The organism is Dictyobacter formicarum (assembly GCF_016587435.1).
On sequence record NZ_BNJJ01000006.1, the window covers coordinates 16601 to 41665 of the forward strand.

At 52.3% G+C, this 25065-nt stretch carries 30 protein-coding genes and 1 pseudogene; 10 read left to right on the forward strand and 21 right to left on the reverse strand.

Annotation, left to right across the window (positions count from 1 at the left end; translation table 11 throughout):
- Window positions 1-48: 48 nt before the first annotated feature.
- The 3 genes from JMI88_RS11615 to JMI88_RS11625 all read right to left on the reverse strand — a co-directional run bounded on the left by JMI88_RS11615 (window position 49) and on the right by JMI88_RS11625 (window position 3812).
- Window positions 49-939 (reverse strand): HEAT repeat domain-containing protein, encoded by an 891-nt coding sequence (locus JMI88_RS11615; RefSeq protein WP_201361998.1) that lies wholly within the window; start codon window positions 937-939, stop codon window positions 49-51.
- 311 nt (window positions 940-1250) lie between these two features.
- On the reverse strand, window positions 1251-2132 hold the full coding sequence (locus JMI88_RS11620) for a tyrosine-type recombinase/integrase (protein ID WP_201361999.1): 882 nt from the start codon (window positions 2130-2132) through the stop codon (window positions 1251-1253).
- 738 nt (window positions 2133-2870) lie between these two features.
- The gene (locus tag JMI88_RS11625; protein WP_201362000.1) at window positions 2871-3812 is read right to left on the reverse strand and encodes a TIGR03621 family F420-dependent LLM class oxidoreductase; all 942 of its coding nucleotides are present in this window, start codon (window positions 3810-3812) and stop codon (window positions 2871-2873) included.
- 346 nt (window positions 3813-4158) lie between these two features.
- On the opposite strand from JMI88_RS11625, the gene JMI88_RS11630 reads away from it, so the two are divergent.
- A complete protein-coding gene (locus JMI88_RS11630; protein WP_201362001.1) occupies window positions 4159-4398 on the forward strand; it encodes a hypothetical protein in 240 nt (79 codons plus the stop codon).
- 87 nt (window positions 4399-4485) lie between these two features.
- Here the strand turns inward: JMI88_RS11630 and JMI88_RS11635 are convergent, their stop codons facing one another.
- From JMI88_RS11635 to JMI88_RS11645, 3 genes are all read right to left on the reverse strand, one after another.
- Window positions 4486-5445: a nucleotidyltransferase domain-containing protein gene (locus JMI88_RS11635; protein ID WP_201362002.1), complete on the reverse strand. Its 960-nt coding sequence runs from the start codon at window positions 5443-5445 to the stop codon at window positions 4486-4488.
- Between the two features lie 212 nt (window positions 5446-5657).
- The gene (locus tag JMI88_RS11640; RefSeq protein WP_201362003.1) at window positions 5658-6428 is read right to left on the reverse strand and encodes a hypothetical protein; all 771 of its coding nucleotides are present in this window, start codon (window positions 6426-6428) and stop codon (window positions 5658-5660) included.
- Between the two features lie 160 nt (window positions 6429-6588).
- Window positions 6589-7953, reverse strand: a complete 1365-nt coding sequence (locus JMI88_RS11645; RefSeq protein WP_201362004.1) for an IS701 family transposase — start codon at window positions 7951-7953, stop codon at window positions 6589-6591.
- Between the two features lie 360 nt (window positions 7954-8313).
- On the opposite strand from JMI88_RS11645, the gene JMI88_RS11650 reads away from it, so the two are divergent.
- The 4 genes and pseudogenes from JMI88_RS11650 to JMI88_RS11660 all read left to right on the forward strand — a co-directional run bounded on the left by JMI88_RS11650 (window position 8314) and on the right by JMI88_RS11660 (window position 10436).
- On the forward strand, window positions 8314-9396 hold the full coding sequence (locus JMI88_RS11650) for a ParM/StbA family protein (protein ID WP_201362005.1): 1083 nt from the start codon (window positions 8314-8316) through the stop codon (window positions 9394-9396).
- On the forward strand, window positions 9397-9699 hold the full coding sequence (locus tag JMI88_RS11655) for a hypothetical protein (RefSeq protein ID WP_201362006.1): 303 nt from the start codon (window positions 9397-9399) through the stop codon (window positions 9697-9699).
- Window positions 9700-9738: 39 nt separating this feature from the next.
- Window positions 9739-9876: pseudogene (locus JMI88_RS39360) on the forward strand (ISAs1 family transposase); the annotation flags it as partial.
- 173 nt (window positions 9877-10049) lie between these two features.
- Window positions 10050-10436, forward strand: a complete 387-nt coding sequence (locus JMI88_RS11660) for a PPOX class F420-dependent oxidoreductase (protein WP_201362007.1) — start codon at window positions 10050-10052, stop codon at window positions 10434-10436.
- Between the two features lie 166 nt (window positions 10437-10602).
- On the opposite strand, the gene JMI88_RS11665 is transcribed toward JMI88_RS11660, so the two are convergent.
- Window positions 10603-12228, reverse strand: coding sequence for a transposase (locus JMI88_RS11665; RefSeq protein WP_236022904.1), 1626 nt, complete (start codon window positions 12226-12228; stop codon window positions 10603-10605).
- A gap of 196 nt (window positions 12229-12424) precedes the next feature.
- On the opposite strand from JMI88_RS11665, the gene JMI88_RS11670 reads away from it, so the two are divergent.
- On the forward strand, window positions 12425-13168 hold the full coding sequence (locus JMI88_RS11670; RefSeq protein ID WP_201362009.1) for a hypothetical protein: 744 nt from the start codon (window positions 12425-12427) through the stop codon (window positions 13166-13168).
- Here the strand turns inward: JMI88_RS11670 and JMI88_RS11675 are convergent.
- On the reverse strand, window positions 13153-13824 hold the full coding sequence (locus tag JMI88_RS11675) for a histidine phosphatase family protein (protein WP_201362010.1): 672 nt from the start codon (window positions 13822-13824) through the stop codon (window positions 13153-13155). The genes JMI88_RS11670 and JMI88_RS11675 overlap by 16 nt on opposite strands.
- A gap of 101 nt (window positions 13825-13925) precedes the next feature.
- Complete coding sequence (locus tag JMI88_RS11680; protein WP_201362011.1) at window positions 13926-14156, reverse strand: transposase; 231 nt, start codon at window positions 14154-14156, stop codon at window positions 13926-13928.
- 403 nt (window positions 14157-14559) lie between these two features.
- Here JMI88_RS11680 and JMI88_RS11685 point away from each other — a divergent pair, with 403 nt between their 5' ends.
- Complete coding sequence (locus tag JMI88_RS11685) at window positions 14560-15165, forward strand: dihydrofolate reductase family protein (RefSeq protein ID WP_201362012.1); 606 nt, start codon at window positions 14560-14562, stop codon at window positions 15163-15165.
- 448 nt (window positions 15166-15613) lie between these two features.
- On the opposite strand, the gene JMI88_RS11690 is transcribed toward JMI88_RS11685, so the two are convergent.
- The 6 genes from JMI88_RS11690 to JMI88_RS39375 all read right to left on the reverse strand — a co-directional run bounded on the left by JMI88_RS11690 (window position 15614) and on the right by JMI88_RS39375 (window position 17799).
- Window positions 15614-15769 carry a hypothetical protein gene (locus tag JMI88_RS11690; RefSeq protein WP_201362013.1) on the reverse strand — a complete coding sequence of 52 codons (156 nt, stop codon included), beginning with the start codon at window positions 15767-15769 and terminating at the stop codon, window positions 15614-15616.
- 77 nt (window positions 15770-15846) lie between these two features.
- The gene (locus JMI88_RS11695) at window positions 15847-16179 is read right to left on the reverse strand and encodes a cupin domain-containing protein (protein ID WP_201362014.1); all 333 of its coding nucleotides are present in this window, start codon (window positions 16177-16179) and stop codon (window positions 15847-15849) included.
- Between the two features lie 121 nt (window positions 16180-16300).
- The gene (locus JMI88_RS11700; RefSeq protein WP_201362015.1) at window positions 16301-16708 is read right to left on the reverse strand and encodes a PPOX class F420-dependent oxidoreductase; all 408 of its coding nucleotides are present in this window, start codon (window positions 16706-16708) and stop codon (window positions 16301-16303) included.
- A gap of 186 nt (window positions 16709-16894) precedes the next feature.
- Window positions 16895-17092, reverse strand: coding sequence for a hypothetical protein (locus JMI88_RS39365; protein ID WP_236022905.1), 198 nt, complete (start codon window positions 17090-17092; stop codon window positions 16895-16897).
- Between the two features lie 116 nt (window positions 17093-17208).
- Window positions 17209-17583, reverse strand: a complete 375-nt coding sequence (locus JMI88_RS39370) for a TetR-like C-terminal domain-containing protein (protein ID WP_236022906.1) — start codon at window positions 17581-17583, stop codon at window positions 17209-17211.
- A gap of 21 nt (window positions 17584-17604) precedes the next feature.
- Window positions 17605-17799, reverse strand: a complete 195-nt coding sequence (locus JMI88_RS39375) for a helix-turn-helix domain-containing protein (protein ID WP_236022907.1) — start codon at window positions 17797-17799, stop codon at window positions 17605-17607.
- Between the two features lie 534 nt (window positions 17800-18333).
- Between JMI88_RS39375 and JMI88_RS11715 the strand changes: the two genes are divergently transcribed.
- On the forward strand, window positions 18334-18543 hold the full coding sequence (locus tag JMI88_RS11715; RefSeq protein ID WP_201362016.1) for a helix-turn-helix transcriptional regulator: 210 nt from the start codon (window positions 18334-18336) through the stop codon (window positions 18541-18543).
- Window positions 18544-18817: 274 nt separating this feature from the next.
- On the forward strand, window positions 18818-19957 hold the full coding sequence (locus tag JMI88_RS11720; RefSeq protein WP_201362017.1) for a tyrosine-type recombinase/integrase: 1140 nt from the start codon (window positions 18818-18820) through the stop codon (window positions 19955-19957).
- Window positions 19958-20316: 359 nt separating this feature from the next.
- On the opposite strand, the gene JMI88_RS11725 is transcribed toward JMI88_RS11720, so the two are convergent.
- From JMI88_RS11725 to JMI88_RS11735, 3 genes are all read right to left on the reverse strand, one after another.
- The gene (locus JMI88_RS11725; protein WP_201362018.1) at window positions 20317-21225 is read right to left on the reverse strand and encodes an arginase family protein; all 909 of its coding nucleotides are present in this window, start codon (window positions 21223-21225) and stop codon (window positions 20317-20319) included.
- 118 nt (window positions 21226-21343) lie between these two features.
- A complete protein-coding gene (locus JMI88_RS11730; RefSeq protein ID WP_201362019.1) occupies window positions 21344-22525 on the reverse strand; it encodes a tyrosine-type recombinase/integrase in 1182 nt (393 codons plus the stop codon).
- 90 nt (window positions 22526-22615) lie between these two features.
- Entirely contained in the window at window positions 22616-22789 is a 174-nt protein-coding gene (locus JMI88_RS11735; RefSeq protein ID WP_201362020.1) for a hypothetical protein, read from the reverse strand.
- Between JMI88_RS11735 and JMI88_RS11740 the strand changes: the two genes are divergently transcribed.
- Window positions 22784-23050 (forward strand): hypothetical protein, encoded by a 267-nt coding sequence (locus tag JMI88_RS11740; RefSeq protein WP_201362021.1) that lies wholly within the window; start codon window positions 22784-22786, stop codon window positions 23048-23050. The genes JMI88_RS11735 and JMI88_RS11740 overlap by 6 nt on opposite strands.
- Window positions 23051-23098: 48 nt before the next feature.
- On the opposite strand, the gene JMI88_RS11745 is transcribed toward JMI88_RS11740, so the two are convergent.
- The 3 genes from JMI88_RS11745 to JMI88_RS11755 form a co-directional block, all read right to left on the reverse strand.
- Window positions 23099-23683: a WD40 repeat domain-containing protein gene (locus JMI88_RS11745; protein ID WP_201362022.1), complete on the reverse strand. Its 585-nt coding sequence runs from the start codon at window positions 23681-23683 to the stop codon at window positions 23099-23101.
- Between the two features lie 313 nt (window positions 23684-23996).
- Entirely contained in the window at window positions 23997-24329 is a 333-nt protein-coding gene (locus JMI88_RS11750) for a hypothetical protein (RefSeq protein WP_201362023.1), read from the reverse strand.
- Window positions 24330-24399: 70 nt separating this feature from the next.
- Window positions 24400-24906 carry a nitroreductase family protein gene (locus JMI88_RS11755; protein WP_201362024.1) on the reverse strand — a complete coding sequence of 169 codons (507 nt, stop codon included), beginning with the start codon at window positions 24904-24906 and terminating at the stop codon, window positions 24400-24402.
- Window positions 24907-25065 lie beyond the last annotated feature (159 nt).

Sequence of the window (25065 nt, forward strand, 5' to 3'; positions counted from 1 at the left end):
TCTATCACATAACCAAGGCATAATAAACATGTTCCCAGCCTGATACCACTAAAAGGGAAAATCACCATCCTCTCCAACTAATTTGTGTCTTTCATCATCTGGGCCTGTTGGTATTAATCTCATTTTCAAGCAAAACAGATGGAGGTAGCGCTCACATTCAGCCTCTTGCAAACCAAAGTGCTTTTCAAGCGCAGAAATCACCGAGGATCTTGTGGGATGAGTACGATTCCAACATACATCCCTCGACGCATTTGAGAGAGAAGCGTTTGTTTGTTCTTGAAGGTGCCCAAGAATCAGTAAAACAAGGAGTTTTGTTCTCATATCATCGTCGATATCGAGGTCAGTGAGAACATCCAAGGCATGATGTTTCCCTAATATATAAGCAAGTAAGCAGAGGTAATCATCAAATAACTCAACATCACCAGGCGGCAATCTCTGTTCAATGGACTGCTGGTACATCCTGCACGCATACCTGAGAGCTTGCCTTACTATCACAACAACGCGCGGATCCCGCCACTGACCAAAAACGTGCACAACACAACCATATTTATCCAGAATCCAAAAGTGATCTAAAGAAGCAAATTGCTCAGAAAGAAGATCAACTTGTAAGAGCTGAGACAGCACCGAAAAAGCAAGTTCACGATGATTATCCCACAAACTCCAAGCGCTCATAAACCGCTCTTCCAGTGAGCCATGGTGTAAGTAGAATCTGAGAAGAGGAAGTGCTTCCTCACTCTCGGTATATCCAATTGCAGCAAGCGCAATACGCTTCTCTCTCTCATCCTGTGTCTGAACAACGATGCGCTGCAATGTTGGAACAGTCAACCTCCCCCAACGAGAAACCCAATGGCGAAACGATCGTTCGAGCTCATCATCCCCAGATGGACCAATTGTGTCGGCTCTGAATGCGAGCTCCATATATTCTCGTTCACTACGCATGACATATAACTCTCCCCTAGCAAGATCAGAGTACGCTTCATTCCTACAGGTTTAATCATAGCAATAAAGTATACGCTTCGTGTTGCAGTCATTTCTAGATATGCCACCAGAATAAAATAGCAACAAAATATGAAGATGGGTGAGATATCATAAGCTCAATCAAGAAAAACATATGATGGGAACAAATCAGCATGCATACCTAACCACCTCCATGCACATTAGGAGTCCAATTTACGTTTCATGCCCAGGATCAGCCGCGTTGTGCATCACATGGGTCGCAAGCAACCAGACACTATCAGGCTCACACGCAATCATCTGAGATAATGATTCAACACGACATCCGTGCGCTCATGGCCCAGAGCACGCGAGACCTGATGCGTTGCCGTAATGTCGTAGTCCGTCGGTTGGAGTCGTTTGCCTGCGGGTGGTAACGTGCGATCCGGGGCATGCGACAGGTAGCGTTGCTGTGCTGACGCGCGCCGATAGCTCTGGACATCCATGGCCTTCGGAATGTGCTCAAAGACGTGCTCATCCGGGTCTCTTCCCTGAACCAGGGCCTTGATCGCATCTGCGTAGTCAGCAAGAACCGGCACCGTTCTGGCTTTGCCGCCTTTCCCATTTCTGACAAAAACCTCGATCGCGCCGGACTCTGTGCAGCACACCTCCTTGACGAGAAGATCACGCAGTTCGGCGCGCCGCAATCCGGTGGCGCGCGCAAACAGGATCAGGTCAGGCCAACGCGTCGGCTGAAAGTGCGCGTCTTGCTTGACCGGTCCACGTGAACGTGTAATGCTTTTTTGGGCGCGTGATGGGAGCACTACCTCAGATGCCAGCTGGTGATTGCCGAACACCTTGCGCAATGCCGATCGCTGCGTCGCCAGCGTATAGGGACTCTTCTGGGCCGTGATCTGCTCTCTCAGGTAACAGCAGACCAGTTCATCGAGTCGCTCATAGAGCTGCGCCAGGCGCTTAATACCGTGGTTGGCTCGGGCCCAATTGACAAACGCAAAGGTCTGCTGCTGATAGGTCTTGCGCGTCCCATAGGAATAGATCTGCTCCGTCACCACTGGCCAACATAGTTCAGGCACGCGTCGGCGCAGCTCTTGCTTGGCCTGATAGCGACTCTGACCGATCGCCATCAAACTATCCAGGAGCAACTGCGTTTCATAGATGATGCTGGGTCGACTTCCCATCGGCTCGACTCCTTCTTTCACAACAATAGTTAACCTACAGCGCCAGGTACACGGTTTCGCACCACGAGGACAATCATCAGGGTAAGGAATTCTGCGAGGTCTTGCCATCACTCAGGTGCCGTATGCGGGTGCCCCGAAACACTTCATCTGGTAGCGAAGCTGTTTATATCCACAAAAATTGAGGAACATCTCTCCTCTCCTGAGCGGTAGAGAAGCACAGCGAGATCAATGCTACAGGAAAACGCACGACAGGAAACGATCGAAAAAGGTTGGAGGTGGAACTGATCCGGTGCACCCTGGCCCTCACACACCTGTATGTGAAGAGATGCATCGTGTTGTCAGTACAGCAGCCTCCTGGTCCCTGTTTCTCTGCCAAAGCTAGCTCAACACACTCTTTTCTCTGCGCACGACACAGACAAAAGCAGGAGCGAATTGCGCACAAAGGTGGACGGGAAACTCCACATCGTACAGCTGTAGCAGTTGTACAGCTTGCTCCTATGTATGGCCTACTCCACAAGAGAAGGAGTAATAAGCCAGATAGTTACACTGAGAGCGTATCAAACCTGGTGGGAGAGGAGAGGGGCAGGAGAACGGTAGAAAGAGGCAAAGGCGAAAGATCCTAACGGGTAAGAGAGGCCGCGCGTCACAACATCGTTGTCGTGTACGCGGGCAATCTCTTTGGCCCTTCCTCCTACATATTGGGCAAGGTGGGCGCCCAATTCCACTATTTCTGCCCGTTTATTTCCCTGCCAGTTGGGTCACAACCGGCGCAAAGGCGCGCATATACTCGGCGCGGATAACAAGATAGGAGACACCCAGGCGCTCACGCCAGAGTTGGATACGCTCGACCATTTGTTCGGTGGTTCCGAGCATGACGTACGGATTGGCAAGCACCTGCTCAACTGTGGCATCAGTCAGTTCTCTTTCGCGGATATAGTGTTCCGCAGCCTCCTGCTGATTGTGTGCCAGGGCGAAGCCAGAGATAAGCATATTCAACTCGATGGACGAAAAACGCTCGCCCGCGGCCTCGCGAATCCACCCGACTTTTTCGGCCAGGGTATCCTCAATATTTTCTGTGGCATCAACGGTGCCATTATCATTCACTTTGATGTGCAGACCAATACTATTGGCTTCGCGTGCGGCCAGGCTCAGAAGTTTTTTGCCACCACCACCCATGACGATCGGCGGATGAGGACGCTGAATGGGTTTTGGCGTCACGTTGAGATCGGTCACGCTATAGTGTTTGCCAGTGAAATTGACGGGTTCATCGCTGAAGCTTTGTTTCAGAACCTGTAAGGATTCTTCCAGGCGTTCAATGCGGAGTCCGGCACGTTCAAAGGGCACACCAACCTGGTCGTATTCCGGTCGATTCCAGCCCGCTCCAATGCCCAGTTCAAAACGTCCACCGGAGAGCATATCCAGCGCCGCCACCTCTTTGGCGAGAAGGACCGGGTGACGAAGATCGTTGTTATAGACTAGTGTACCAATTCTCAGGTTTTTTGTCGCGTCTGCGGCTGCCATGAGGGAGGCCACAGGGAAAAACTCACTGGTAAAGTGATCTGGCTGCAAGAGGGTAGAGTAGCCCAGATCTTCGGCCTCTCGTGCCTGTGTGATCCATTCTTCACGGGTAGGGGCTCCATCGGTAATGATGCCAAAGCGAAACGGTCGTACGTGTGGCATGTATCTTCTCCTGATTCCTTTGATACGGCTACGTTCACCGACAATGTTGTCGGCCTGTTCAAATTTTGTCATACATCATAGCTATTTGCCAGAACAGTCGCTATCTCATGTTCCGCCTCGATATGGTGAAAAAGAAGTCTCGCCAAGGTATGTGCAGTGCCAGTTTTGTATTCATCTCTGTAGGAAGCAGATTCTTGATCCTTTTTGGCATGCATCATGGCGCTAAACCGCCATGTATGAAGTTAGAGGACAACTATCTGTGTCGTCGTAGATAGCAGCTGGCATAACCATGCAGATAAAAAAAACGCATACACTTTTCTTCTTCACAAGCGAAAAAAGGAGGCCATTGGGGATTATATTTCTCACGATGATGCTCGTCAGCCCGTTTTTCTCAATCCTCAACCAGGCTGTACCGATTTGTTCGGTACATCGTACGCCTTTTCGTGGACAAATACAGGATATCTATGTCCCCAGGCAAAATGTACACATGGAACGTGTACAAGTACACCATTTCCATGGACCAGTCCAGCAAAAAGCTAAACATCATTCTATCTTGTTGTTGTTTGCTGAAGAAAACAACGTGTAACCACTGTGGGTATCAGCTGCGCTCTCACAAACAACGCTCACCTTCAAATCAACCTTGTGAGATGCCGGGCATGAACATCTTTCTCTCTCAAGAAGTTTGGGAAAGCGATGAACTAATATCCCATACAGACTGCGTCAGATCACTCGCGGCATGATAACGTTGTGCAATCTGTGTTTGCGTCTCGTAATGCAGTGCAGCGAGCACCTGTTGCTGCGCTTGCAGGGCTCGGTGAGCTGCCGATCCCTCCCATATGACAGTGCATAACAGCGGCCAGACCGCCTGCATCGCCTCTGCACTATCCCTCAGCGAGAGAATACTCTCACGAGCACGCTCTTTCATCAGTGCTGCCTGATCTGTAAGCACCTCTAACTCTTGCCAGGTCAACTGCGTCCCTCCTAACGCCTGGGTTGCCTTCTCAATCACGTCTGGTCGTTGCCACTGAGAGGCGCACTGCCAGAGGAGGACAAAACCACGTCGGTTGGTTGGACAACGACACAGGAAGGCACAGACCATCCCAATCGTGTTCCATAATCCAATTGTGATCTGCAAACGGGCTTGCGCGAGATTGGAAGCTTCCAGCGCCACATCAGCCTGATGGTACGCTTCCTGAGCCTGGCCGAAACAGGTAACAAGCCTCTTTCGCTGAAATCGTTGCAGACACAGATGAGGCGTGAGGCGGGCTTGCACGTTCGCAAGCAGGTGAAGAGAATCAGAGAGCACGATTCCTTCACAGAGGTTAAATGGAAGGGCTGGTTGTGCCAAGACCCAATCCAGGTCGTCGAATGTGCTTTGCGCGAGGGGATAGATTTCTATGGTGTAAGGGCTGACAACTCGCTCCTCAAACCATGTCGGATCAGGATCGTCAGGAGTAACTATACACAGATCGATGTCGCTCCCAGGCAAGAGTTTTCCGTGTTGGGCAACCGATCCCTCGATGAATGCACCAACGAGAGGACGGCCTTGCTCTTGCCACCAATGGAGTGTGGAGTGCGTGATCTGCCAAATCTCTGTTGTCTCCAGATTCCAGCGCCTGAATTGCTTGTTCATACGACAAGTGTACCTGATGAACGCTGAATCTGGCAAGGAAGTCTTTGATTCCTCCTTTGTTTAGGATTGGCCTTTACAGAATGCCACATCTAGAAGATGAAGCTTTTTTTCTGGTTGGTTAAACAAGTGCGGCTGTGGTGGTTCTTCACTACAGCCGCACTTGTGTGAAGGCAGAGAGCAGCAGGAACGTAGAATGGCTCAGTGAAGGAGCACTACTCTGCGTACGATTGGAGTTTTGCCGCCATCTGTTCCAGACACGAGATCGTCAGATGATCCGTGGTGCCCAGATACTGTTTGTAGTCCTGCTGATGGATTGTGCGATAGGCATACCAGGTCCGCTTTGGCCCCTGATCATATCCTCGGCACGCACTCAAACGCCCAGACTTCCCGATAAAACGAAAGGATGAGAGGGAAGCTAACCAGGCAAACCACTCAGGAGAATCCGGAGCAAGCGGCAGTTCTCCTTGCTGCGGGCACACGATCACATAGGTGTCGGCTGCCCCGTATTCGATCAGAGGCAGGACCCGGCGGCGTCGGCTTTCAGCAGGAAGAGGAGTCCAGCTGCGATGACATCCTGCATCAGGTGTGCCATCCACGCTCACCTTCTGGCAGGCTGCTTGCCCATCCTCCTGCTGGACAGGAGCTGGAAACGTGACCGGAGGAGGAAGATGACGCAGTTGAACAAGCTGTTGTTGCAACGCAGCCACTTGTGCTTCCAAATGAGCCATCTGCTTGAGCCGTGCGACCTCCTCTGGGAAGGGAAGGGGCTCGCTCACAGATGATGTGTCAGTTCGGTTTGACTTGAGGGCGCGACTGTGCAGGGCAGCCAGATGCTGGACTTGCTCCATGCTTAGGCATTTGACACGCCGGTCTGCGGGATGAATCTGCAGTGACATATTGGCTTGTCGTAGCCAGTTTCGTAACGTCTTAGGATCAATGCTGAGCATTTCACAGCACGTCAACAACGGAAAGGTTGTCATCATCAGTTCTCCTTTCAGGCGAGAAAACAGCACTGGGAAGATTCCCTGAGAAATCCCGGGGAAAAATCCCTGAGAAGATTCCCTGGGATTTTTCCCCAGAATCGACAGCGGATACAGATGCGCACACGAACCAGGAACGGGAGTGAGCAAGAGGACAGGAGGCTTACCCTGCCTTGAGACGCCGTCTGGTATGATAATAGCTTGCTCGACTCTGGTGGCATCTTCGCCACCAGGACCAAGCGAGCAGCAAAGGGACATTGTGAGGAGCAGGCCAGATCAGTTGCGCAAGCAGGTGACACACCTCAGGTCTCGTCAATGGATGTTGGGAGATCTCTTGTTGCGGGTTATCCAGCCCTGCTGCCCTGGTCGTTTGATCCTGTGCACACAGACCCGTCAAAAAGGCAAGAGCAAGCATCACGAGCGTGATATGTCGATACCAGGCGGTCCAGGTGCGTACCTCATACTGATCAAGCCCTAGATCTTTGCCTGTTTGAAAATCCTCTTCGATCCCCCACCTTGCTCCAATGACGTTCACCATCACGGGAAGGGGTGTTCCCTCTGGTCCGAAGACAACGTAATACCTTTGGTCGGTGGAGTCGGTCGGATGGCGGCGAATGAGCAACCAGTGCTCCTGATCCTCCTCACATCGATACAGTATGGGCAAAACGACCCAGTCGAACCAACGTGGCCCTTTGGTTCCTTCACCCATCGAGAGGCACTGCCAATCGTGTGCGTGCAGAAAGCGCGTCTGGGCTTGTGCCACCGTCATGCGCTGGCGTCCCTGTGGGGTCATGATTTCTACAGGTTCATCGCACGTCACCGCCAGCACATAGTTGTAGTGATGGAGAAAGAGCCAGGTGCGCAGATCCTGATTACTTCCATAGACTGTATCAGCGACTACCCAGGCAACGGGGATCTGCGTCTGGTCAACCCGCTCAAGCATCCGTCTGGCTAACTCACATTTGGTCTGGAAATGAGTCGTTTCCGGAATCCCCGCTTCACGGCAGCGTTCAGGATCCTCGAACCAGCATTTGGGAATGTAGAGCTCACGATCCAGTAAGGTGTGTCCTTGCGCCCCAATGTAGGAGACAAAAACGCCGACCTGGCAGTTCTGGAGCCGTTTGGCTGTCCCACAATACTGACGCTTGACTCCTACGGACTTGCGTCCTCGTTTGGGAAAGCTGGTCTCGTCAATGGCCAGGATCGCTCGAACGTCACCGAAGCGTTCCAGGACATAGGCACGCAGATCGTCGCGTACCAGATTGGCATCCCAAACGGTGCTGGTCAGCAAACGCTGCATCCCATCAGGACGCGCTTCCCTGGCATGCTCGGCAATCTGCCAGCCATTTTTGCGCGGGATCTCGCTGAGCAGACCGTGCAGATAGGCAAGCACGCGAAGACAGGGTTCAGGCCGGGCAAAACGAGGAGCAATGCGGGTATGTACGTGCTCTAATTCCTGGTTCCATTGCACGACATCTGTCAGTGTGGTCCTGGTTGACTGTGGTATGGTATGGTCAGACGGCTTCATGTTTCTCTCCTTTCAGATGGAGTCTTCTGCGTTTGGGATTGGCCCTTACAGAATGTCACATCTGGAAATTGAGAGCGATGAAGCTTTTTTTCTGGCCTATCTCGTCTCTTCCGGTTGGGTTAACAAGTGCGGCTGTAGTGGTCTCCCTACCTGCCCCTACCCTACACCACCCTCCCCCTTCGCTCCCCCGGTACATGAGGTAGAGTAGAAACACAAAATGTCCTGATTTATTCAGTACAGACGGTGGTATTTGACACATATATACACATTTACGTACAACGAAAATAGTGAGGGCACACCAGAGCACCGATTTCATCACGCACTTCAATGAGTGCAGATGATGTGAGAAAGGATGCACACATGCAATCGTCTACCTATCCACGCTACTATGCAGGCTTTGAGGTTGGGTCTGGCATCTCTGGCCTCAAAGTTATCCCAGGTGACGGTCTTCCCATGGGCCAGGATCTTGTCACGCTTCCAAGCTTTCTCGCCGATGGAGACATTTCACTCCTGCTCAAAAGTGGGGATACTGATGCCACACTCTCCTCGGTCCTCCAACCAGGTGATTATGTCCTGTCCTGGCAGGATCGGACCTACTTTCTCGGCAACCTGCTTGCTCACGGCACCTACCGTGACAATGCCTTCAATGATGAACGACGCTATTGGTCAGATCATGCGCAGATGTTGCTCCTCTGTCTGGCCTGTATCCTTATTCCCGAACGCTGCTTTGAACTTCGCCTGGTCACAGCGCTCCCAGTCAGTCTCTATAATCGGGAACGGCGGCAACTCGTTCGTCATGCTCTTTCGCAAACGTACCACGTTACCTTTAATGGGCGGGAACGAGAGATCATTGTCCGGTGTGGATATGTCGCCATGGAAGGACAAGGCATTCTCATCCATCATGGGGATGAAACGAGTGAGCAGGCAGTTATCGATATCGGTGAACGGACAACCGACCTGATCGCAGCTTCTGGGCAGCGCCTGATCGGGCGTCTCTGTAAAGGTGATCAATTTGGGGTAGGACAGCTGGTAGAAGATCTCCAACAGATGGGATTAGAACATCGTCGCAAAATCACCACCGAGAAAGCGCATGCCCTCCTGCAGGCATATGCACATCAGCAGCCGTACCCTCCCATCAGGATAGCCAGTGGACATCTGACCACCGAGCATATCACGGCCACGATTGAACAGTCCATCCAACGACTGGCACGACCACTCTCGTCATTTCTTGCCGGAGCCTGGAATGTTGAAGAGGCTCCACCAGGATCACAATTCGATACCATGTATCTTGGTGGCGGTGGTGCGTACTACTTCGAAAAGATTGTTCGCGCAATCCTCCAGGACTGTCACATCATCACTATTCCAGATCCACAAGATGCAAACATCTGTGGCTATGCAGATCTTGCACAGGTCCTTGATGAAGATCGCTGGGAGATGCATTAAATGCGAAATTCAGATGAGGTATATTGGAGTACCAGCCTGCCCAGAGATCATGAGGCGCTACACGCACTTGATGCCTATCGTTACGAATGGGGAGGGCTTAGCCGAGCCGAAGCGACCCGTCGTTTATTGATCGAATGGCACAAACTGCGGCAAGGCCAGCCCATTGCTGCCTGGATACCAACCGTCTCACCGCAACAGCACACGACAAACGTTGACTATAAGCAGCAGATAGCTGGAATGGCGTACGCTTACAAAACATCGAACTCGGTTGCACGAGCAGCCAACCGTGTGCTCGATGATTGAACAATACGGAAAAGCCCAACCTGCGAGATCTCGAACGAAAATCTGGCCGTCTTACGCCACATCAGATTGAATCTCTTGCGCCAAGAGAAGTCCTCCCGTGTTGGCGTCTATGCCAAGCGGCTTAAAGCCGGCTGGAACCACTCCTATCTTCTGCGCGTTCTTGATGGGGTTCATTAGATGCGCTTGCCCTGGGAAAGCACTCTGGACAAGTGCATCTAAATGGGAAGCAATAAAAGAAGCCCTAAAAGTTTACAGAGCAATGAGAGGAATAAACTATACGGATTATGGGGTTCTATTACCTGAAAGGTGATCACGCCTTTCAACCAAAGTAATGTCGAGAGGTTATTTGCATGGCCGATTTGAATAATCCCAAAGTTCAGAAGATCCTCAACTCGAAAGCGTTCGCGCATCTTGCAACAATTGGCGCTAAGGGAGAGCCAAATTCATCAGTGATGTGGTTTTTGTGGGATGAGGAATACATCAAGTTTACCCATACCACTGAACGTCAGAAATACCAGAATATCAAGCGTGATCCGCGTGTGGCTATCACGATTACTGACCCCGATGACCCGTACACGTATGCCGAGTTTCGTGGGGTGGTTGATAAGGTCGAGGAAGATCCCACTGGAGCCTTTTACAATACCCTGGCAGAAAAGTATGGCTCCTCCTCGCGCTATCGTGGCGATCCGCGTGTGGTTTTGTGCGTAAAGGTTGACCGCATCCTGGGGTACGTGTAGGCGGTACTGCCCCCTCGTGTCTGCGACTTCTGCAACTGGCTGGTTGTAGAAGTCGCAGGCACGAGCTTTTTTAGATGCAATTGCCCTGCCCCTGGGAAAGCTGAATTCTTGCAAGTTCATGGAACTTCTGGTAGAGTTTTCATGAACATCACTGAAGCTCCCCGCGCTAAAGCGGCGGGGGTTCCAGGGGAGAGGCCCACGCTTCCCGCCGCGCATGCGATCGCAGCACGGCGGGTTCTAGTGGGGGTTCCCCTGGACTTTGGGGCAGACGCGCTCCGGCTCTAGGAATGCCAAAGCTTCGGGGCAAGACCTGCCCCTCTTTCGCACGTTGCATGAGACACTCGTGTGCTGCCCGCAGGCGCGCCTCCGCACCCTCCCAATACGGCTGGTATCGGGCACACGAGGGAGTAGGATCGACTGGATCGAGATAGGCCGCGAGAAAGGCCGAATACAGGTCGCGCTGGACCGGACCTACACCGCAGGGGCAATGATGCCAGCGCTGAGAGAGCGGCTTCTTGACCTTGCGGCCACAGCCGTGGCACCATTGGCTCAGCGCTGTTGTGCGTGTGGGAACCTCCACCAGGATGCCGCCCGTGCTTGCAACGGTGCGTCTCAACTGATCCACAAACATCCCTGGGGCTCGCAATCCCACGCTTTTGCCATACTGACGTTGCCACGCCTTGTAGGAGATCTTTTCGATGATGATCGTGTCGCCCTGCGCGCACACCTGGTGCACGAGCCGTCCGTGCAGGCTCTTGCGGTGGGCCGCCAGTTTGCGCTCTTTGGCCGCCTTGCGCCGCCGCGTGGCCTGGTAGCGTTTGCTCTGCTTCCAGCGTCGCTGCCTAGCGCCTTGCTTCTTGATGCGTCCCTGCTCGTCATAGTGCTCCGGATTGCCGGCGCGCCGCTGCCGCTCCATCTGCCGCTGCAAGCGGCGCATGGCGCGCGCATCGGGCGCTAGTTCCGCGCAGAAGACCTGCAGGCTTGCCTCCCCCTGTTGGGGCACCAGCGCCAGAGTCGAGGGTCCCAGATCGCCGCCCACGATGCCCTGGCCGATGGGGTGTTTGGGCTTGTGATGGGGCGTCCCCTCCAGGGCAAGTTGGACAACGTAGCGATATCCCTGCGCATCGGCTCCGGCAGCCCTGGGGCTGCTGGCGGGACGTTGGACGAGGCGGGCGTACTTGATGCGGTGCCGCAGCCCGTAGGCCACCACCTCATCCTCCCAATCGATGAGAGCAGGCAGCTGATCCCGATTCCAGAGCAGATGCCCAGTGTTCCCCTCCTCGGGTAGCTGCAGGACAAAGCGCAGGCCGGTGTCGTTGCGCTTGTTCTCGATGCTGGAGAAGCCGCGTCCTCGGCTCTTAAAGCGCACGCGCCTGGCCTGACCCAGACAAACACGATTGAGGGCGTGGTAGGCGCGGGTGGCTAGGGTTTGGGCCAGCACCGCCTCGATGTGCTCAGCAATCCAACCGACGCGCAGCCCTTTGACGGCCTCATGCAGGGCGGCCTCCGTGAAGCCATGAGCTTTGCGCACCGTGGAGAAGGCAGCTGCGCGTTCGGTCTTGTGGGTGCGCGGCAGGGCGCGGGCCTGGTGCCAGGCGGGGTCGGCCCGTAGGCGTCGGAGCCGCTTCTGTCCCTCGGAGAGGATGGCATTGTAGAGTTGGCGGGCCGCTTCCAGGTGGGCACGCAGGCGAGCGGCTTGCCCGGCATCGACAACCAGCGGCAATTCGAGCAGGAAGGTCGGGGTCGCTGGCCGTTTCTGCTGCTTTCGCGAGTCAGTCGTTATTTTCTTCATCCTCATTCCTTCTCCATCGCCATACCTGTGCCAATCGAATGACCGCTATTCTATCAGAATGTGGAGAAGAACGCAAGTTCTAGAGAAGAAATCCCTTCGTTTGTTTCCTCACGTTCCAGCCATGATGGCGATTCATTCCCGCCATAAATGGACGGGGCTTTCTCGCCATATTCTCTGTAAACAAAAGGGGGGCCTGATGGCAGAGCAATCTCAGCCAATCCCAACAGACGACTTCCCATGCTTCCAAAGAATTTTGACTTTTCTTGCGCATTGTGGCCTGACTTCCTACGGATTGAGATTCCCCTGGTTTGACGAAAAACGCTACCTGTTCTATCCATTCACAAATCGGTACAATCAATCTCATGGTGGATGGTTTGAGGCAAGCGACGAGACAATCCTTCAGCAACACGAGCACGCTTCTGAGAATGCAAATATTTCCGTTGGGAAAGTGTTCGCGGATGCGATAGATTATAATTTGGAATTAGATCATGGATATTACAGGCTACGCTACGCACTGGTTTCAACGGGACGACAACAACTTATTTGTGATCTGCTTGCAGAGAAAGGAATTACCCAATACGAGCTAATTGACGAGGTAAGCGAGGGGCGTGATCTCCCACCATATCAAAATTTCACTGAAATCGAAAATTGTAGTGGAATGGTAGTCACACTTACGGCAGTCTATGGCTTCTGGTTAGGTTGGGCAAATGGTCGTCACACACTTGGTGAGGAGCGCATGCTCCAGATCGATGGGAAAGAGCGTAGTTTTTGGTATGAATGCCCACCACTACCCCATGACGACTATCTTGGCCTGGAGGTAGTGGTGGAAGGAGCACGTCAAAGATTGCATTTGCGCAGGCGCATTGACTCCTCTACATCAGGGGGAAAAAGCGAGATGTGGGAATTGCGTGAAGAGATGGCAAATCAATTTGCTGATTGAAGATCAAGTTTTTCAACAGATACAGACAGATCGACCCCCTCCAGGTGATGCCGATCATTGTAGCGCTCGAGCAGAAAGTTGGGCTGCCACCCCTCTTCTCGTGCAAATACCTGCCAATGCGTGATCGCGGTAAAGTCCGTATTAATGTCAGCGCGTTGCAGATGGTGGATCGTCATGCCAAAGAAGTACGTGAAGCTGGCCTGGACAATGCCGCCATGACAGACCAGTACCATCGTCTTCCCCGCGTATTCGTGCATCACGCGCTGGAGTGCTGAGGTGGCACGCAGATTGAATTCCACCCAGTTCTCGCCAGTGGGCAGCCAGCGAAAATACGGACGCTGCTCGCGTGGCACTTCTTTCCACATGGTAAGAAATTGCTCCTCACTCAAGCTGCCATCCTCATTGCGCCACTCTTCAAATGCGGGATCTGACACCACAGGCAGACCCAGCGCGGGCGCGATGATTTCGGCCGTGTGCTGTGCGCGCGGCAGCGTGCTGCTGATCAACACATCCGCCTGGATCTCACCGGTCGCAGCCAGGCGATCGCGCAACAACTCGGCTTGCTTCACCCCGAGTGGCGAGAGGCCGTGGTCAACCAGTTTGCCATGAGCTTCCCCAATATAGTCGCCGTGGCGGATGAGATAGAGATGGGTCATGAACTGTTCCTTCCTTTCAACATCGGTCTGGAGAAAAGAGACCTGCTTCAGAGTAACGTACGTGAATGGAGGAGATTTGTCAACGGATCGTCTCTCCATCGTCACACGAAAAGCGACACCAGCTTCTCTCCGACAAGCGGCGAGGCGCAGCACAGGACTCGCTTGCGCAGGGTTTGAAAGCTTGCCTGACTATACGATTGCCGCTTGATGAGCTTCAATCGATGGGCATGGCCTTCGACAGCCCTTTGCGGCCATTCGAGCATGAAGCCCGCTTTCACGACCTCGTAATCGCGTTTTAATCCCAGGGTGAAGTTCTTGAGTGCTGCGGCCAACTACTTCTCCAGCATTGATATATTCAAGACGGTGCTACCATAGCGTTGCAAGAGGGGCAGGACAGGGGCAGCGATGGTAAGAAGGGAGGGGCAGGGGCACCATAACTATAGCCGCACTTGTAGACATAGAGCGACTTCCGTCAGTACCCATGCTCTACTGCTGTCAGGTCAGATCAGGCACATCGGCTGATCTTTCTCAAGTAAGAAGCAGGTCGAAGATGTGAGCAAGATCCAAGAAGTTTTTTTCTTGCTCCGCCAATAGAATAGATAGACGTACAATGTGCAAGAACATCTCCGCTCTCCATCAGTCATGCCGAATGCAAGAGGGAGAGAAACGGAAGAAAACACCGATGAACACACGTGATCGGCACCAAAATTCGCCAGATAGTGAAGGAATGCGGTTATGAGAAAAGTTATTGTCCTCGAATTCGTTACCCTTGATGGTGTCATACAAGCCGGAGGCGCGCCAGAGGAAGATACCAGTGGTGGCTTTGCGTATGGCGGATGGCAAGCCCCATATTCCGACGATGTTATTGGGTCCGTCATGAATACGCAGATGAGTATGCCGTTTGATCTGTTGCTAGGGCGCAAAACCTTTGAAATCTGGGAACCCTACTGGCCGAAGCACACCGACATATGGCCGGGCGCCAGTACAGCGACCAAATACGTTGCCTCGAATACTATGACTTCTAGCGAATGGCAGCCCTCCGTGTTTTTAGGCGGAGACCTTGCGGAAAAAGTCAGCCAACTCAAGCAGCAGGAAGGGCCGGATTTGCACGTGTACGGAAGTGCCAATCTCGTTCAGACGCTCATGAAGCATGATTTGGTCGATGCGTTCTGGCTCAAGATCTACCCGCTGACGTTGGGCAGTGGAAAACGGTTGTTTGTCGATGGCACCATTCCAGCGGCGTTCAAGGTGACGGATAGCCAGGTCTCCCCAAGTGGCATCATTATCGTGAATTACAAGCGCGCAGGAGCGGTTACAACCGGCACGTTGTCAGGAAGCTGACATCCCTGAGGTCACGCGGAGATGCAGACGCTCAGTGTCAAGTACCCCACGCCTAAAAGGCGTGGGCTTGCAGATGGAGTGACTTCTGCTCGTCTTCTGCAAGCCCGGACTTGACCAGCCCCAGCCAGGGGGAGCAATCCCTATCGGGCTACGATATCGGGAGTGTTCAAGAACGTACCTTTGGATGCTTGCCAGTCCCAAGCTCTATAACCACTGAGTTAATCAGCCAGACGGGGTTCGAGGCAGTGCTCAGCGGATATGCAGCCCGGTATCATCGGCGAGGCAAACTTGACTTTGTGCGGAAAAGGGTGCCAGCCATCTCTGGTCAGGAGGTGAAACCGCATATTTCTCCTCCTCCCCTTCGGGGGCATTCTTGAAGAACTGCATTGAAAAAAGGAGGCGTGCTTCCTCCCCTGCCTGAAGTCAGGGGTATCCGCACGATTGAAAATCATGAAGCATATCCTGGCACTGTTTCACGCTCCCAGGCTGTGATCGAGGGCAATCGGGTAACATGATGCTGTGAAGCATCCTTTGGCAGCAATTCTGCATTGCATAGCATATCGTGGCAGTGCGTCGAGAGAATGCTGCCTGCTTTCTCGCTCACTTTTCCTCGCTTCCCTTGCCACAATACGCTGCACAGTGTCAATATATGCTTCACAGGTTCATGATACCCTCCTCGTCTCAGTCTTCAACTCGCGTTCCGATGGTCTTTGGACTCGGATGGATCGTGACGATTCTTAAGCTCTCCGAGCCCGCCTTGCTGAACTTGTGAGGCACATTGGCTGGCCCGATCACGACGTTTCCAGCAGCGACTTCTACCGTACTTTCACCCACCGTAAACATGGCGCGACCCTCCAGAACGATAAAAATCTCGTCATACGGGTGGTAGTGCAGTTTGGGTCCTTCATCAGGGGGGAGCTGCATCCAGAAAAACGAAATAGGTATACCTCCATAGTCCTTTCCTTGAAACAGGTAGCCATTCTGAAGCTGCTCTTTAGAAAGAATAGTTGCCATAGGTTCTTTCTCCTTTGCTTTCTCTTTTTCTGTTCAGTCTTTTTGAATCTCGTTGCACACAAATGCCATGAACTATTTCTCCTCCTACACTTCCTATCCTCAAAGATTCTTTAAAACCAGATCATTCTTGCCAGGTGATTTTTTTGACGACCGGCTTGCCATCCTGAAAAGCCGGCCCTTCAATACCGCTACTCCAGGAAACCTTCGGCGTAATCACAATATAGGTGCCAGGCCCCCGAAATCCCTCCTCAAGTTGCAGAATCTCGGCCTCTCCATGAAGCTTGATCGAGCGTGGCTCCAGGGGATCGAGTGAGCGTAGTTCATCAATAAGTAACGACACCTTGCTCTGTCCAGCGGCGATATGTTTATACTTGCGGGTGCGTTCGAGAAAATACCCGCCAATATAGAAGCGCCCGTTCTCAAAAGCGAATCCGACCGCATCCGCATCAGGCTGACCAGTGACGGCTACCGTTGCCAGTCTGGCGAGTGGTTGTGTACGCAAAAACGCGAGCTCTTGTTCTGAAAACATCTTTTTCCTCTTTCTTTCACTGTTTCTCTGTGAAGAGTTCTTGACAAAGGTCTTTAGCAAAATTGATGCTCTACCCTTTATACACGAAGGCAATGATGAGGCCTACGATGAGGGCCAGAGCAATCACCATCCCCGAACCAAGCCAATCCAGTTTCAAGACCATCATGATAACCACGCCCAACGCAACTAGGCCCGGGAAATGAATACAGCAGAGACTGGCAAAACCAGATCAATCACGCGGCTGAGTGTGAGCCATTCATGGACCTGGGTGGTCGTCTTCGCCGCCTGTAAGCGAGCCACGACGGCTAACTCCAGGCTAATAGCGATAAACAGGCCAACCACATCCACAATGTGCAGCAAAAGTGTCAAAGGATAGAGTATCAAGATATCTATCTACTCGCTCTATAGTGTTGTTTACCTTTGTTTGTTTTGTGGCCTTTGGTAAGTAAAATGTAAATTACACCCAGGTCCGTCACATCCGTAGCGAACTTAGAGAGAGGCTACGTGTTGGAAAGAGGAGGTAGGACAACGGTATCCGCCTCATGTTTCCAGGCCAGCAGCATGTCTTGAACTGCCCGTTCGAATAATTGTGTTGCCTGCGCCTGCCCGCCGCGAATGCGATCTGCCAGCGTGAGAGCAACCAGCCCATGAGCGATCCCCCAGAGGATATTCACCTGATCGGCCAGGTGCTCTGTTGACCAGCCATGAGAATCAAGCACTTCTTTGACAGTCAGTACCACCACATCCTCTATTTGTAGTCCCTCTTTCTCGGGCTCGGAGATGCTGAACGTGACGCCGTCCAGACCATACATCAGGCGGTAGAGTTCAGGATAGCGCCAGGCGAATCCGAAATAGCCATGAGCAATGAGCCGCATCGCCTCCTCTGGATCATGAGCCTATGCTCGGGCTCGCTTCAGGTCTGCCTCCAGCAGGCGAAAACCCTCATGCACAAGCTCTAAGAGAAGCACATCTTTGTTTTCAAAATAGTCATAAATGGCGGCATGACTGTACTCAATGCGATCGGCGATCTTGCGCATCGTCACATTACTCCACCCTTCGGCCAGAGCGATTGCGCGCGCCGCCTCCAACATACTCTGCCTGAGCTCTTGCTGATCTCGCAGTCGTCGTTCTTTCCTTCCTATAAATTTACCTTTGTTATTTTTAGTTACCAATGGTTACTAATAAAATAACAGAAAAAGAAGGGGGTGTCAAGCCTTTTTCAGGGCAGTTGCGATGACGAGATCATTGACAAGGTGTCATGGAGGAAGCCAGGTCAGGAGCGACGGTGCCTGGAAGCTGCCTCACGCAAAAATACTTGCCGCACCCCTCTTTGGATGGCAGGATACGTATACATGTGACCTGCCATCCATTTTTTATGATGAAACAGCTATAACGAAATAGGGCTGAGGGCTGAACATCTTCTTCGCCCTGGATAGTAACCATAAAGAGGGCCTATTGTATAAATTTTCTTCCTACTCCTCCACTCCCCCTACCTCCACCTGCCTCCTGCACCAGTGCTACCAGATCCAAGACAGTATGATCGGAAGAGATCGCGTTCCTCAATAGAGGAGCAAACATCCTGAAAGATACGATACGATCATCATAGCCACGAAAGGATCACATCCATGCAGCAGGAAGATGAACAACAGGAGATCCAGCCACTACTCCTTACTATTCCACAGGCAGCTCGGAGTCTCGGCATCTCTCGCGCCAAGCTCTATGTGCTGCTTGCACAGCAGCAAGGGCCTCCAGTCATTCGCTTTGGGAGAGCCGTACGCATCTCCATCGACTCTCTTCAGAAGTGGATTAAAGAACAGGAAAACGCATCTCTGTAAGTGTCCTATTTTCTGGAAACCTGGCTTCAGGATACTGCGCAGCCACACTTGCGTCCAGGAATATATATTCTCTATCAGCATCGGCCCAGCAACCCAGTAGAAGTAATAGCTCCCTGTTTTTAGACTATACGAATAGAGACACTTGAATGTAATTACCTACCGCTCATTTTTTCTCCAAAGGTACGCCTCTTCTTTAATGAGAAAGCTCAATATGATACGATACAGGTGTCTGCTAGATGGATAGTCGGGCACTTGATAACAAAGGAGTGCCCCTATGGTTGCAAAACGCGGACGAGGTGAAGGGTCCATTTATAAGAGAAAAGATGGCCGCTGGACTGCAGAGATCTCCGTTGAAGGCGGAAAGAGTAAGTTCCTCTACGGGAAAACGCGGAAGGAAGTCCAGGAAAAGCTGAAGGTTGCCCTGTATGAGCAGCAAAAAGGCATGCTCGTCACGGGTCCACAGCAAAAGGTCGGACAGTTTCTCACCCACTGGCTAGAGGACGTGCACAAGCAGAGCATCCGCTCTCGAACGTATGAGCGATATGAGGAAATTGTACGGCTTCATCTGGTGCCAGGAATCGGACATCACCAACTCCAAAAGCTCTCGCCGCAGCATATCCAATCATTTTACAAGAAGAAACTGGAGGAGGGTCTTTCGAACACCACTGTCATTAGCTTTCACAATGTCCTGCACAAAGCCCTGGAAACCGCCGTCCGCTGGAATTTGATCGGACGCAATACGTGCGACCTCGTGTCGCCACCCAGGCGGAAGCGCTTTGAGATTCAGCCGCTCACGATGCAGCAGATCCACCAGTTCCTGGCAGTGGCCCACGGACACCGTCAGGAGGCGCTTTTCATTCTCGCACTGGCGACGGGCATGCGCCGGGGAGAGCTCCTCGGGCTCAAGTGGCAGGACATCGACATGAACAGGGGCGTGCTGCAGGTGCGCCGCATCCTTTCGAGGATCCCGAGCAAGCTTCCGGGCAAGGGATTCGAGGAGGCCGAACCTAAAACGGAGAAGGGGCGCAGGAGCATCGTCCTCCCACCCTTCACCATCGAGGTACTGAAGCAGCACCGGATCAGGCAGTTGGAGGCAAAGCTCAAAGCAGGCCTGGACTGGCAGGATCACGATTACGTGTTCTGCACGTCGATCGGGACGCACCTCAACCCGACGCGGGACGTCCTCGCGGTGCTCAAGTCCCTGCTGGCCGAGGCCGCGTTGCCCGATATCCGCTTCCACGATCTCCGGCACAGCTCGGCGACGATGCTCCTCGGCATGAAGGTGCACCCAAAGATCGTCCAGGAGATCCTGGGGCACAGCCAGATTAGCATCACGATGGATATCTATTCGCACGTGCTCCCGACGATGCAAGAGGAGGCGATGAACAAGCTCAATGACGCGCTACAGCAGTAAACGAGGTTCCCTGTCAGCTCTCCTGTCAGGAGCCCATCAAGAAAACAAGAGGAAATGCGTAAAGCCAGCTGTAGAGCCAGTTGGGACGGGCAAAAAGCACGAACAGGGTTCGAATCTCTCCACCGGCACCCCCTTTTTATAGGATGACCCCTCAGGCCGTATGTACAGCCGCCTGAGGGGTTTTTATATTTCGGCTAAATCGCCAAAATGTAGCAACCCTGTAGCAACTCATTGGAAATTGCTACATTACAGAGTGATATGCCGAAAAAAGAAGGAAAATTTTAGCAACTGCCGTAAGATTTGCCATAAAACAAGGTCCCAGGTGAATCGCTCGTCAACCCTGCTCGTCGCCAGGGGTTTTAGATGAGGGGAAAGTTGCGCAATACCTGCTGGAGTCGGATGACCTGGCGCGGGATAAATTCTGCAATCGTCAATCCAACAACATCAGCAACGGCACTCACGTCTGCGACGAGTCGTCGCACTTCGTTGCTCGCCAGGCCGTCAGGCTCTCCCCCAAGACCAAAGACGATCTCGTTGCTATCTACGACATCGACATCGAAATGGATGGCAACACGCGAGCACCCTGATGCCTTGAGCCAATCGAGAAGCGGCTGACTGGAATGGTGAAGATCGTCAGGACGAAACGATTTAATCCCCCAACGAGCTATGTTGGGAAAATCATCTTCGGCCCATGAATGCAGGCCGACAAGAGCCACTCGACCTGGATCAAAGGTGGCAGGCAGAAGGCGAAGCACATCCGGATCTCCATGACCAGTAAGAACTGCAACTGCCATAGCATGGTATCCGGGGTAGTGACTGGTGGGAGTACCGACGTCAGGATGCGAATCGATCCAGAGCACCGCAAGATCGTCGCCATAGCGTTTGGCCAGCCAGGAGAAGGGCGCCACGCTCACCGAACACTCGCCGCCAAGTGTGAGGATACGCTGAGGGCTGTAGCGGTCTATCACCTCCAATGCTGTGGCCAGTTGCGCGACCACTGCCTCCTTCGCTTCGATCCCATCCTGCTTACCTAGACCACGATCGTCAGAAGAGACCGGAACGAAAGCGGTCGGTCCATTGTGCGCTGGCAGCACCGCATTGAGAACGGCAGACCCTACTGCATAGCCTCTACGAGCGTCCTCAAAGGGAACCTCCGAGAAAAACTTGTGAACGGATTCTACGCCTGCACCTTGCCACTGCGGCCAGACTAGACGCAGCGTCGGCGCATTCTTATTGTCGGTGGTTGAGGGGTTTGTTGTGTTCCTCATTCTGATTTCCTCCGTATATCTCATGCACGTTGAACAATGCATATCGCTCGAATATATCAGTTTACCTCGCACATAACAAGCATTCTCGCATGACTTTTTGATCAGCCGCAACGGCTATTTATTTTCCCGAGGAAGCCTCGTCCTCTCCTTTCTTCTCATCAATCAATGCATCCAGTCTACTCATAGCATCCTTTTGCATATTAGGAAGCACATGAGAATAAATATCCATCGTGATACTAATGTTGCTATGGCCTAAAACTTCCTGCACCACCTTTGGATGGATACCAGCGCTCAAAAGCAGAGTAGCAGAACTATGGCGAAGATCGTGGAAACGCACATCTGGTAAACCAGCCTCTTTCAAAAGCGCCTTAAATGGATCCAGAATATCGCGTGTTGGGTTGACATGCGTACCGATCGAGGTACAAAACACATAGCCGTTTTCTTGCCAGGCGGAGCCGACTTTCAGCTTTGCCTCCAGCTGGCGTATACGATGTTGCTTCAAAGCCTCAATAGCAAAGGGCGCGATCACAATACTACGCCGGCTCTTTTTTGTTTTTGTGTCAGCCTCCACGTATCCTTGCCCTTCCATCTTGCTAGGTACACGTGAAAGCGTACGCTTTACCTGGAGCGTCCCAGCAACAAGATCAATATCCTGCCACTTGAGACCCATCAACTCACCTCGCCTCAACCCTGTTGCTACAGCGAGACACAAAAGCCCTTCTATATCACGTCCCCTGGCCACGCTTAACAACTTCTGTATCTCTTCAAGAGAAAGCACCTTTACTTCAAATCGTTCTCTACGAGGGGGCGAGACTAATTTGCATACATTCCTCGCGACCAGGTTCCACTTTACAGCGCTCTGCAAAGCTTTATGTAGAACGTTATGAATAGTTGTCACAGTAGTAGGAGAAAGCCCGCTATTCAACTTCAGTTCATAAAAGGCCTGTAGCTGAAGAAACTCCGCCAAGGCCTGCTGTGAGGTAGGGATTAGCACACCTTGCTGCTGCTCATGACGAAACTGTACAAGCTTCTCGGTAACCTCTTTTTTTGTCTTGCCATAGAAGACTTTTTGGCCACCCTTATCCAGGGAGATGCTACCAACCCACTTGGACTTGACCGCTTCGATCCTGCCCCCGTTTGATAGAGTCCCCAAAGCTGAGATATACTCTATCACATGAGGAATGAAATCATCATCAAATTCCATGGCGCTCAGGTCTGGCACAACGTCTGGATGTGATCGACGCCAATCGACCCACTTTTTCAAATGAAAAAAAAGATACACATGCTCTTTGTTAGCCACAGTTTCTCCTCCTTGTACTGTTCAGCCTGCGAATAAAGCTCCAATAGGCGGAAGATCCACAAAAATGGAAATACATTATTGACGGGAAACTCACTCATGAGTATAACCTGGGTGCTGGACCAGTGCGCCTTCTGTAGCCAGCCAGAGCGTCCGGCCATCGTGATCGAACGCCAGCGCCTGAACAGGTTCGTCGAGTTCTGACGGTAGGCGCTGTATCAACACGCCGTCCTCAACGCGATAGAGGAAGAGTTTGTTTCCTTGCATAGGGACCACCAGGCTACGGCCATCAGGAGTGAAGACGCCAGGTCCCCAATGTTCCTCTTCGCTGCGGGCACACTATCGTCGTCTGCCAGATACCACCTCGTAAGCCACCAGTTCCATGCCGCATTCACTATAGGAGGATCTGAGAGCGAACACTACGATACGACTATCCGGGCTAAATACTGTGAGACACTCTGTATCCGCGAGATCTCGCTTTGCCCAGGCAATGTGCGTCCGGTCCAGGTCCTCATGCACCAGGGTTAACGCTATGTTTCCGCTCACCACATCCTGCGGAACGAACGTATGGGAGATCTACTCCTCGCGGGCCGGTCGTGCCACAAATCGTTCCGCCGGATCGAGTCGCCAGAGCTTCAGACATCCACCGCCATCAGCAAACGATAATCCGGCCACAAAGGTAGACGTGGGATCAAACGCGAGACCGCTAGTTGCATAGCCACCAGCAAAGTGGCGGCTGATCACCTCGCCCGAGTGCCAGTCGAGGAGAAAAATATGTTCATCATTGTCCAGAACAAGCCAGCGACTATCGAGGGAGCAATCCATGCTCCTAATCGGGCATCCTGTGTTCGGAACGGTAGCAGTTCGGGGGGGCGAGAGATTGTCCCAACGGCGCCATTCGATCACACACGGACTGTGAGGGTGAGAATCTAACGGCCAGGGCTGCTGTAATGCAAAGAATTCACCATCTGGAGTGCGGGTAATCCCACCAAACGTGTGCATCCGGCCACCTGGATCATACAGGTGTTCAAAGAAGATTGCCGGGGCCGTAGAAACCTGAGTCAGCATGGTTGCTGGATTGGTGGTGAGCGACCAGCGGATGAGCGTCGTTCCGCTGGCCGTGATGGCCTCGCGTCGCGTGGGATGAAGATACAAAAGCATAGGATGTTCTCTTTCTATCGAAGATCACATAACCTCAAGAATACTGACCATGTTCACGCCAAAGCAACATCACATTAAACAAATAGTTCTCGGTCCATTTGCACGATGAGCATTCGTCTGCTCGTCAATGCTTGAGATACAATAGATGATATGTGTGTTGTACATAATAAGGTGTCATTAATTTTTGTCACGTTTCTTTTACCTGATCAAGGATACCTATGCTTCACTTTTATGAACGCTACCAACAGGGTCATCATCAAGAGGTCTATGACGCCTTGCTCGCCATGCACGATCGTATTCGCGAGCCATCTCTCTATGAAGATGCGTCGGCTGTCATGCGCTCAATGATGCAACGGGTACGCGTCAATAATGGTCGCCATCTCCCTGGTGGATCCCACTCGCCTTCGCCATATATGATGTTGCCTGCGACACGCGTGATGACTACTCCATCGATCCCCAGGCGTTCTGCGATCCATTGCAATTGGGCCTGCGCATCAAAGCACAGCAGATCCGAGACCGATGCGACAAGAAGCGTCTCTTCAAGCGGATAGAAATGCCCAAAGTAGCCGCTCAAGAGATGAGAATGGTGCAGTTGCGTCTCAAGAGAAACAAACAGAACTATAATCTGTCCAGCTAATGAATTCACAGAGGAACTTCGAAGAGCAGAGATATCTCTTTGAAGTTCCTCAACGCTATGTCGTTACTCAGAGACCCACCTATGCAAAGGGCTGGTCCCAGCGTTCGCGATGAGCGACCTCATGCAATGGCTTCCGCTTCTTCCGGCCTTTGCCGATAGCCTGGGCTGGGTAACCAAACGGAAGAACTGCAAGGATTTCGATCTCGTCAGGAATACCTAAGAGGGGATTAATTTGTTTGAGATTATCGAAACCTACCCAGTTTGAGCCAATGCCTTGTGCCCATGCTGTCAGTATCATGGATTGAATGGCCCGACTCGCATCGGAAATTGCAAATGGGCTGTACTCCATGCCAACAACAATCGCCAGGGGGGCCTGCGCAATATAGGGCCCTGTCCTGGCAAGTGGAGCAAGTTGACTCAGGGTCTCCTTGTTCTCTACGACGATGAAATGCCAGGGTTGCCCGTTCATACTACTCGCGGTCAAGTGCCCCGCTTCGACGATTTGATGAACAATTGGTTCAGGGACCGGCTTATCTTGAAATTGACGGACCGCCAGAGCAGTGCGAACTGCATCAAATACTTCCATGATATGTCTCTTTCTTCGTCTCAATATTGCATCGCTGCTACTCTGGAAAAGTAGTTATGGAGCTCTCCAGTTTATTATGTCTGTACATCGCAGGATGCTGTAAACGCTCTTGCATACATCAAGCAATATGCTTGCAGCAACGTTTGGGATTACGTAATG

Excerpts from the sequence above, each read along its gene's own strand:
- JMI88_RS11615 (WP_201361998.1), bottom strand. The coding sequence starts at position 939 with ATGCGTAGTGAACGAGAATATATGGAGCTCGCATTCAGAGCCGACACA.
- JMI88_RS11620 (WP_201361999.1), bottom strand. The coding sequence starts at position 2,132 with ATGGGAAGTCGACCCAGCATCATCTATGAAACGCAGTTGCTCCTGGAT.
- JMI88_RS11625 (WP_201362000.1), bottom strand. The coding sequence starts at position 3,812 with ATGCCACACGTACGACCGTTTCGCTTTGGCATCATTACCGATGGAGCC.
- JMI88_RS11635 (WP_201362002.1), bottom strand. The coding sequence starts at position 5,445 with ATGAACAAGCAATTCAGGCGCTGGAATCTGGAGACAACAGAGATTTGG.
- JMI88_RS11640 (WP_201362003.1), bottom strand. The coding sequence starts at position 6,428 with ATGATGACAACCTTTCCGTTGTTGACGTGCTGTGAAATGCTCAGCATT.
- JMI88_RS11645 (WP_201362004.1), bottom strand. The coding sequence starts at position 7,953 with ATGAAGCCGTCTGACCATACCATACCACAGTCAACCAGGACCACACTG.
- JMI88_RS11650 (WP_201362005.1), top strand. The coding sequence starts at position 8,314 with ATGCAATCGTCTACCTATCCACGCTACTATGCAGGCTTTGAGGTTGGG.
- JMI88_RS11655 (WP_201362006.1), top strand. The coding sequence starts at position 9,397 with ATGCGAAATTCAGATGAGGTATATTGGAGTACCAGCCTGCCCAGAGAT.
- JMI88_RS11660 (WP_201362007.1), top strand. The coding sequence starts at position 10,050 with ATGGCCGATTTGAATAATCCCAAAGTTCAGAAGATCCTCAACTCGAAA.
- JMI88_RS11665 (WP_236022904.1), bottom strand. The coding sequence starts at position 12,228 with ATGAAGAAAATAACGACTGACTCGCGAAAGCAGCAGAAACGGCCAGCG.
- JMI88_RS11670 (WP_201362009.1), top strand. The coding sequence starts at position 12,425 with ATGGCAGAGCAATCTCAGCCAATCCCAACAGACGACTTCCCATGCTTC.
- JMI88_RS11675 (WP_201362010.1), bottom strand. The coding sequence starts at position 13,824 with ATGACCCATCTCTATCTCATCCGCCACGGCGACTATATTGGGGAAGCT.
- JMI88_RS11685 (WP_201362012.1), top strand. The coding sequence starts at position 14,560 with ATGAGAAAAGTTATTGTCCTCGAATTCGTTACCCTTGATGGTGTCATA.
- JMI88_RS11695 (WP_201362014.1), bottom strand. The coding sequence starts at position 16,179 with ATGGCAACTATTCTTTCTAAAGAGCAGCTTCAGAATGGCTACCTGTTT.
- JMI88_RS11700 (WP_201362015.1), bottom strand. The coding sequence starts at position 16,708 with ATGTTTTCAGAACAAGAGCTCGCGTTTTTGCGTACACAACCACTCGCC.
- JMI88_RS39370 (WP_236022906.1), bottom strand. The coding sequence starts at position 17,583 with ATGCGGCTCATTGCTCATGGCTATTTCGGATTCGCCTGGCGCTATCCT.
- JMI88_RS39375 (WP_236022907.1), bottom strand. The coding sequence starts at position 17,799 with ATGTTGGAGGCGGCGCGCGCAATCGCTCTGGCCGAAGGGTGGAGTAAT.
- JMI88_RS11715 (WP_201362016.1), top strand. The coding sequence starts at position 18,334 with ATGCAGCAGGAAGATGAACAACAGGAGATCCAGCCACTACTCCTTACT.
- JMI88_RS11720 (WP_201362017.1), top strand. The coding sequence starts at position 18,818 with ATGGTTGCAAAACGCGGACGAGGTGAAGGGTCCATTTATAAGAGAAAA.
- JMI88_RS11725 (WP_201362018.1), bottom strand. The coding sequence starts at position 21,225 with ATGAGGAACACAACAAACCCCTCAACCACCGACAATAAGAATGCGCCG.
- JMI88_RS11735 (WP_201362020.1), bottom strand. The coding sequence starts at position 22,789 with ATGCAAGGAAACAAACTCTTCCTCTATCGCGTTGAGGACGGCGTGTTG.
- JMI88_RS11745 (WP_201362022.1), bottom strand. The coding sequence starts at position 23,683 with ATGCTTTTGTATCTTCATCCCACGCGACGCGAGGCCATCACGGCCAGC.
- JMI88_RS11755 (WP_201362024.1), bottom strand. The coding sequence starts at position 24,906 with ATGGAAGTATTTGATGCAGTTCGCACTGCTCTGGCGGTCCGTCAATTT.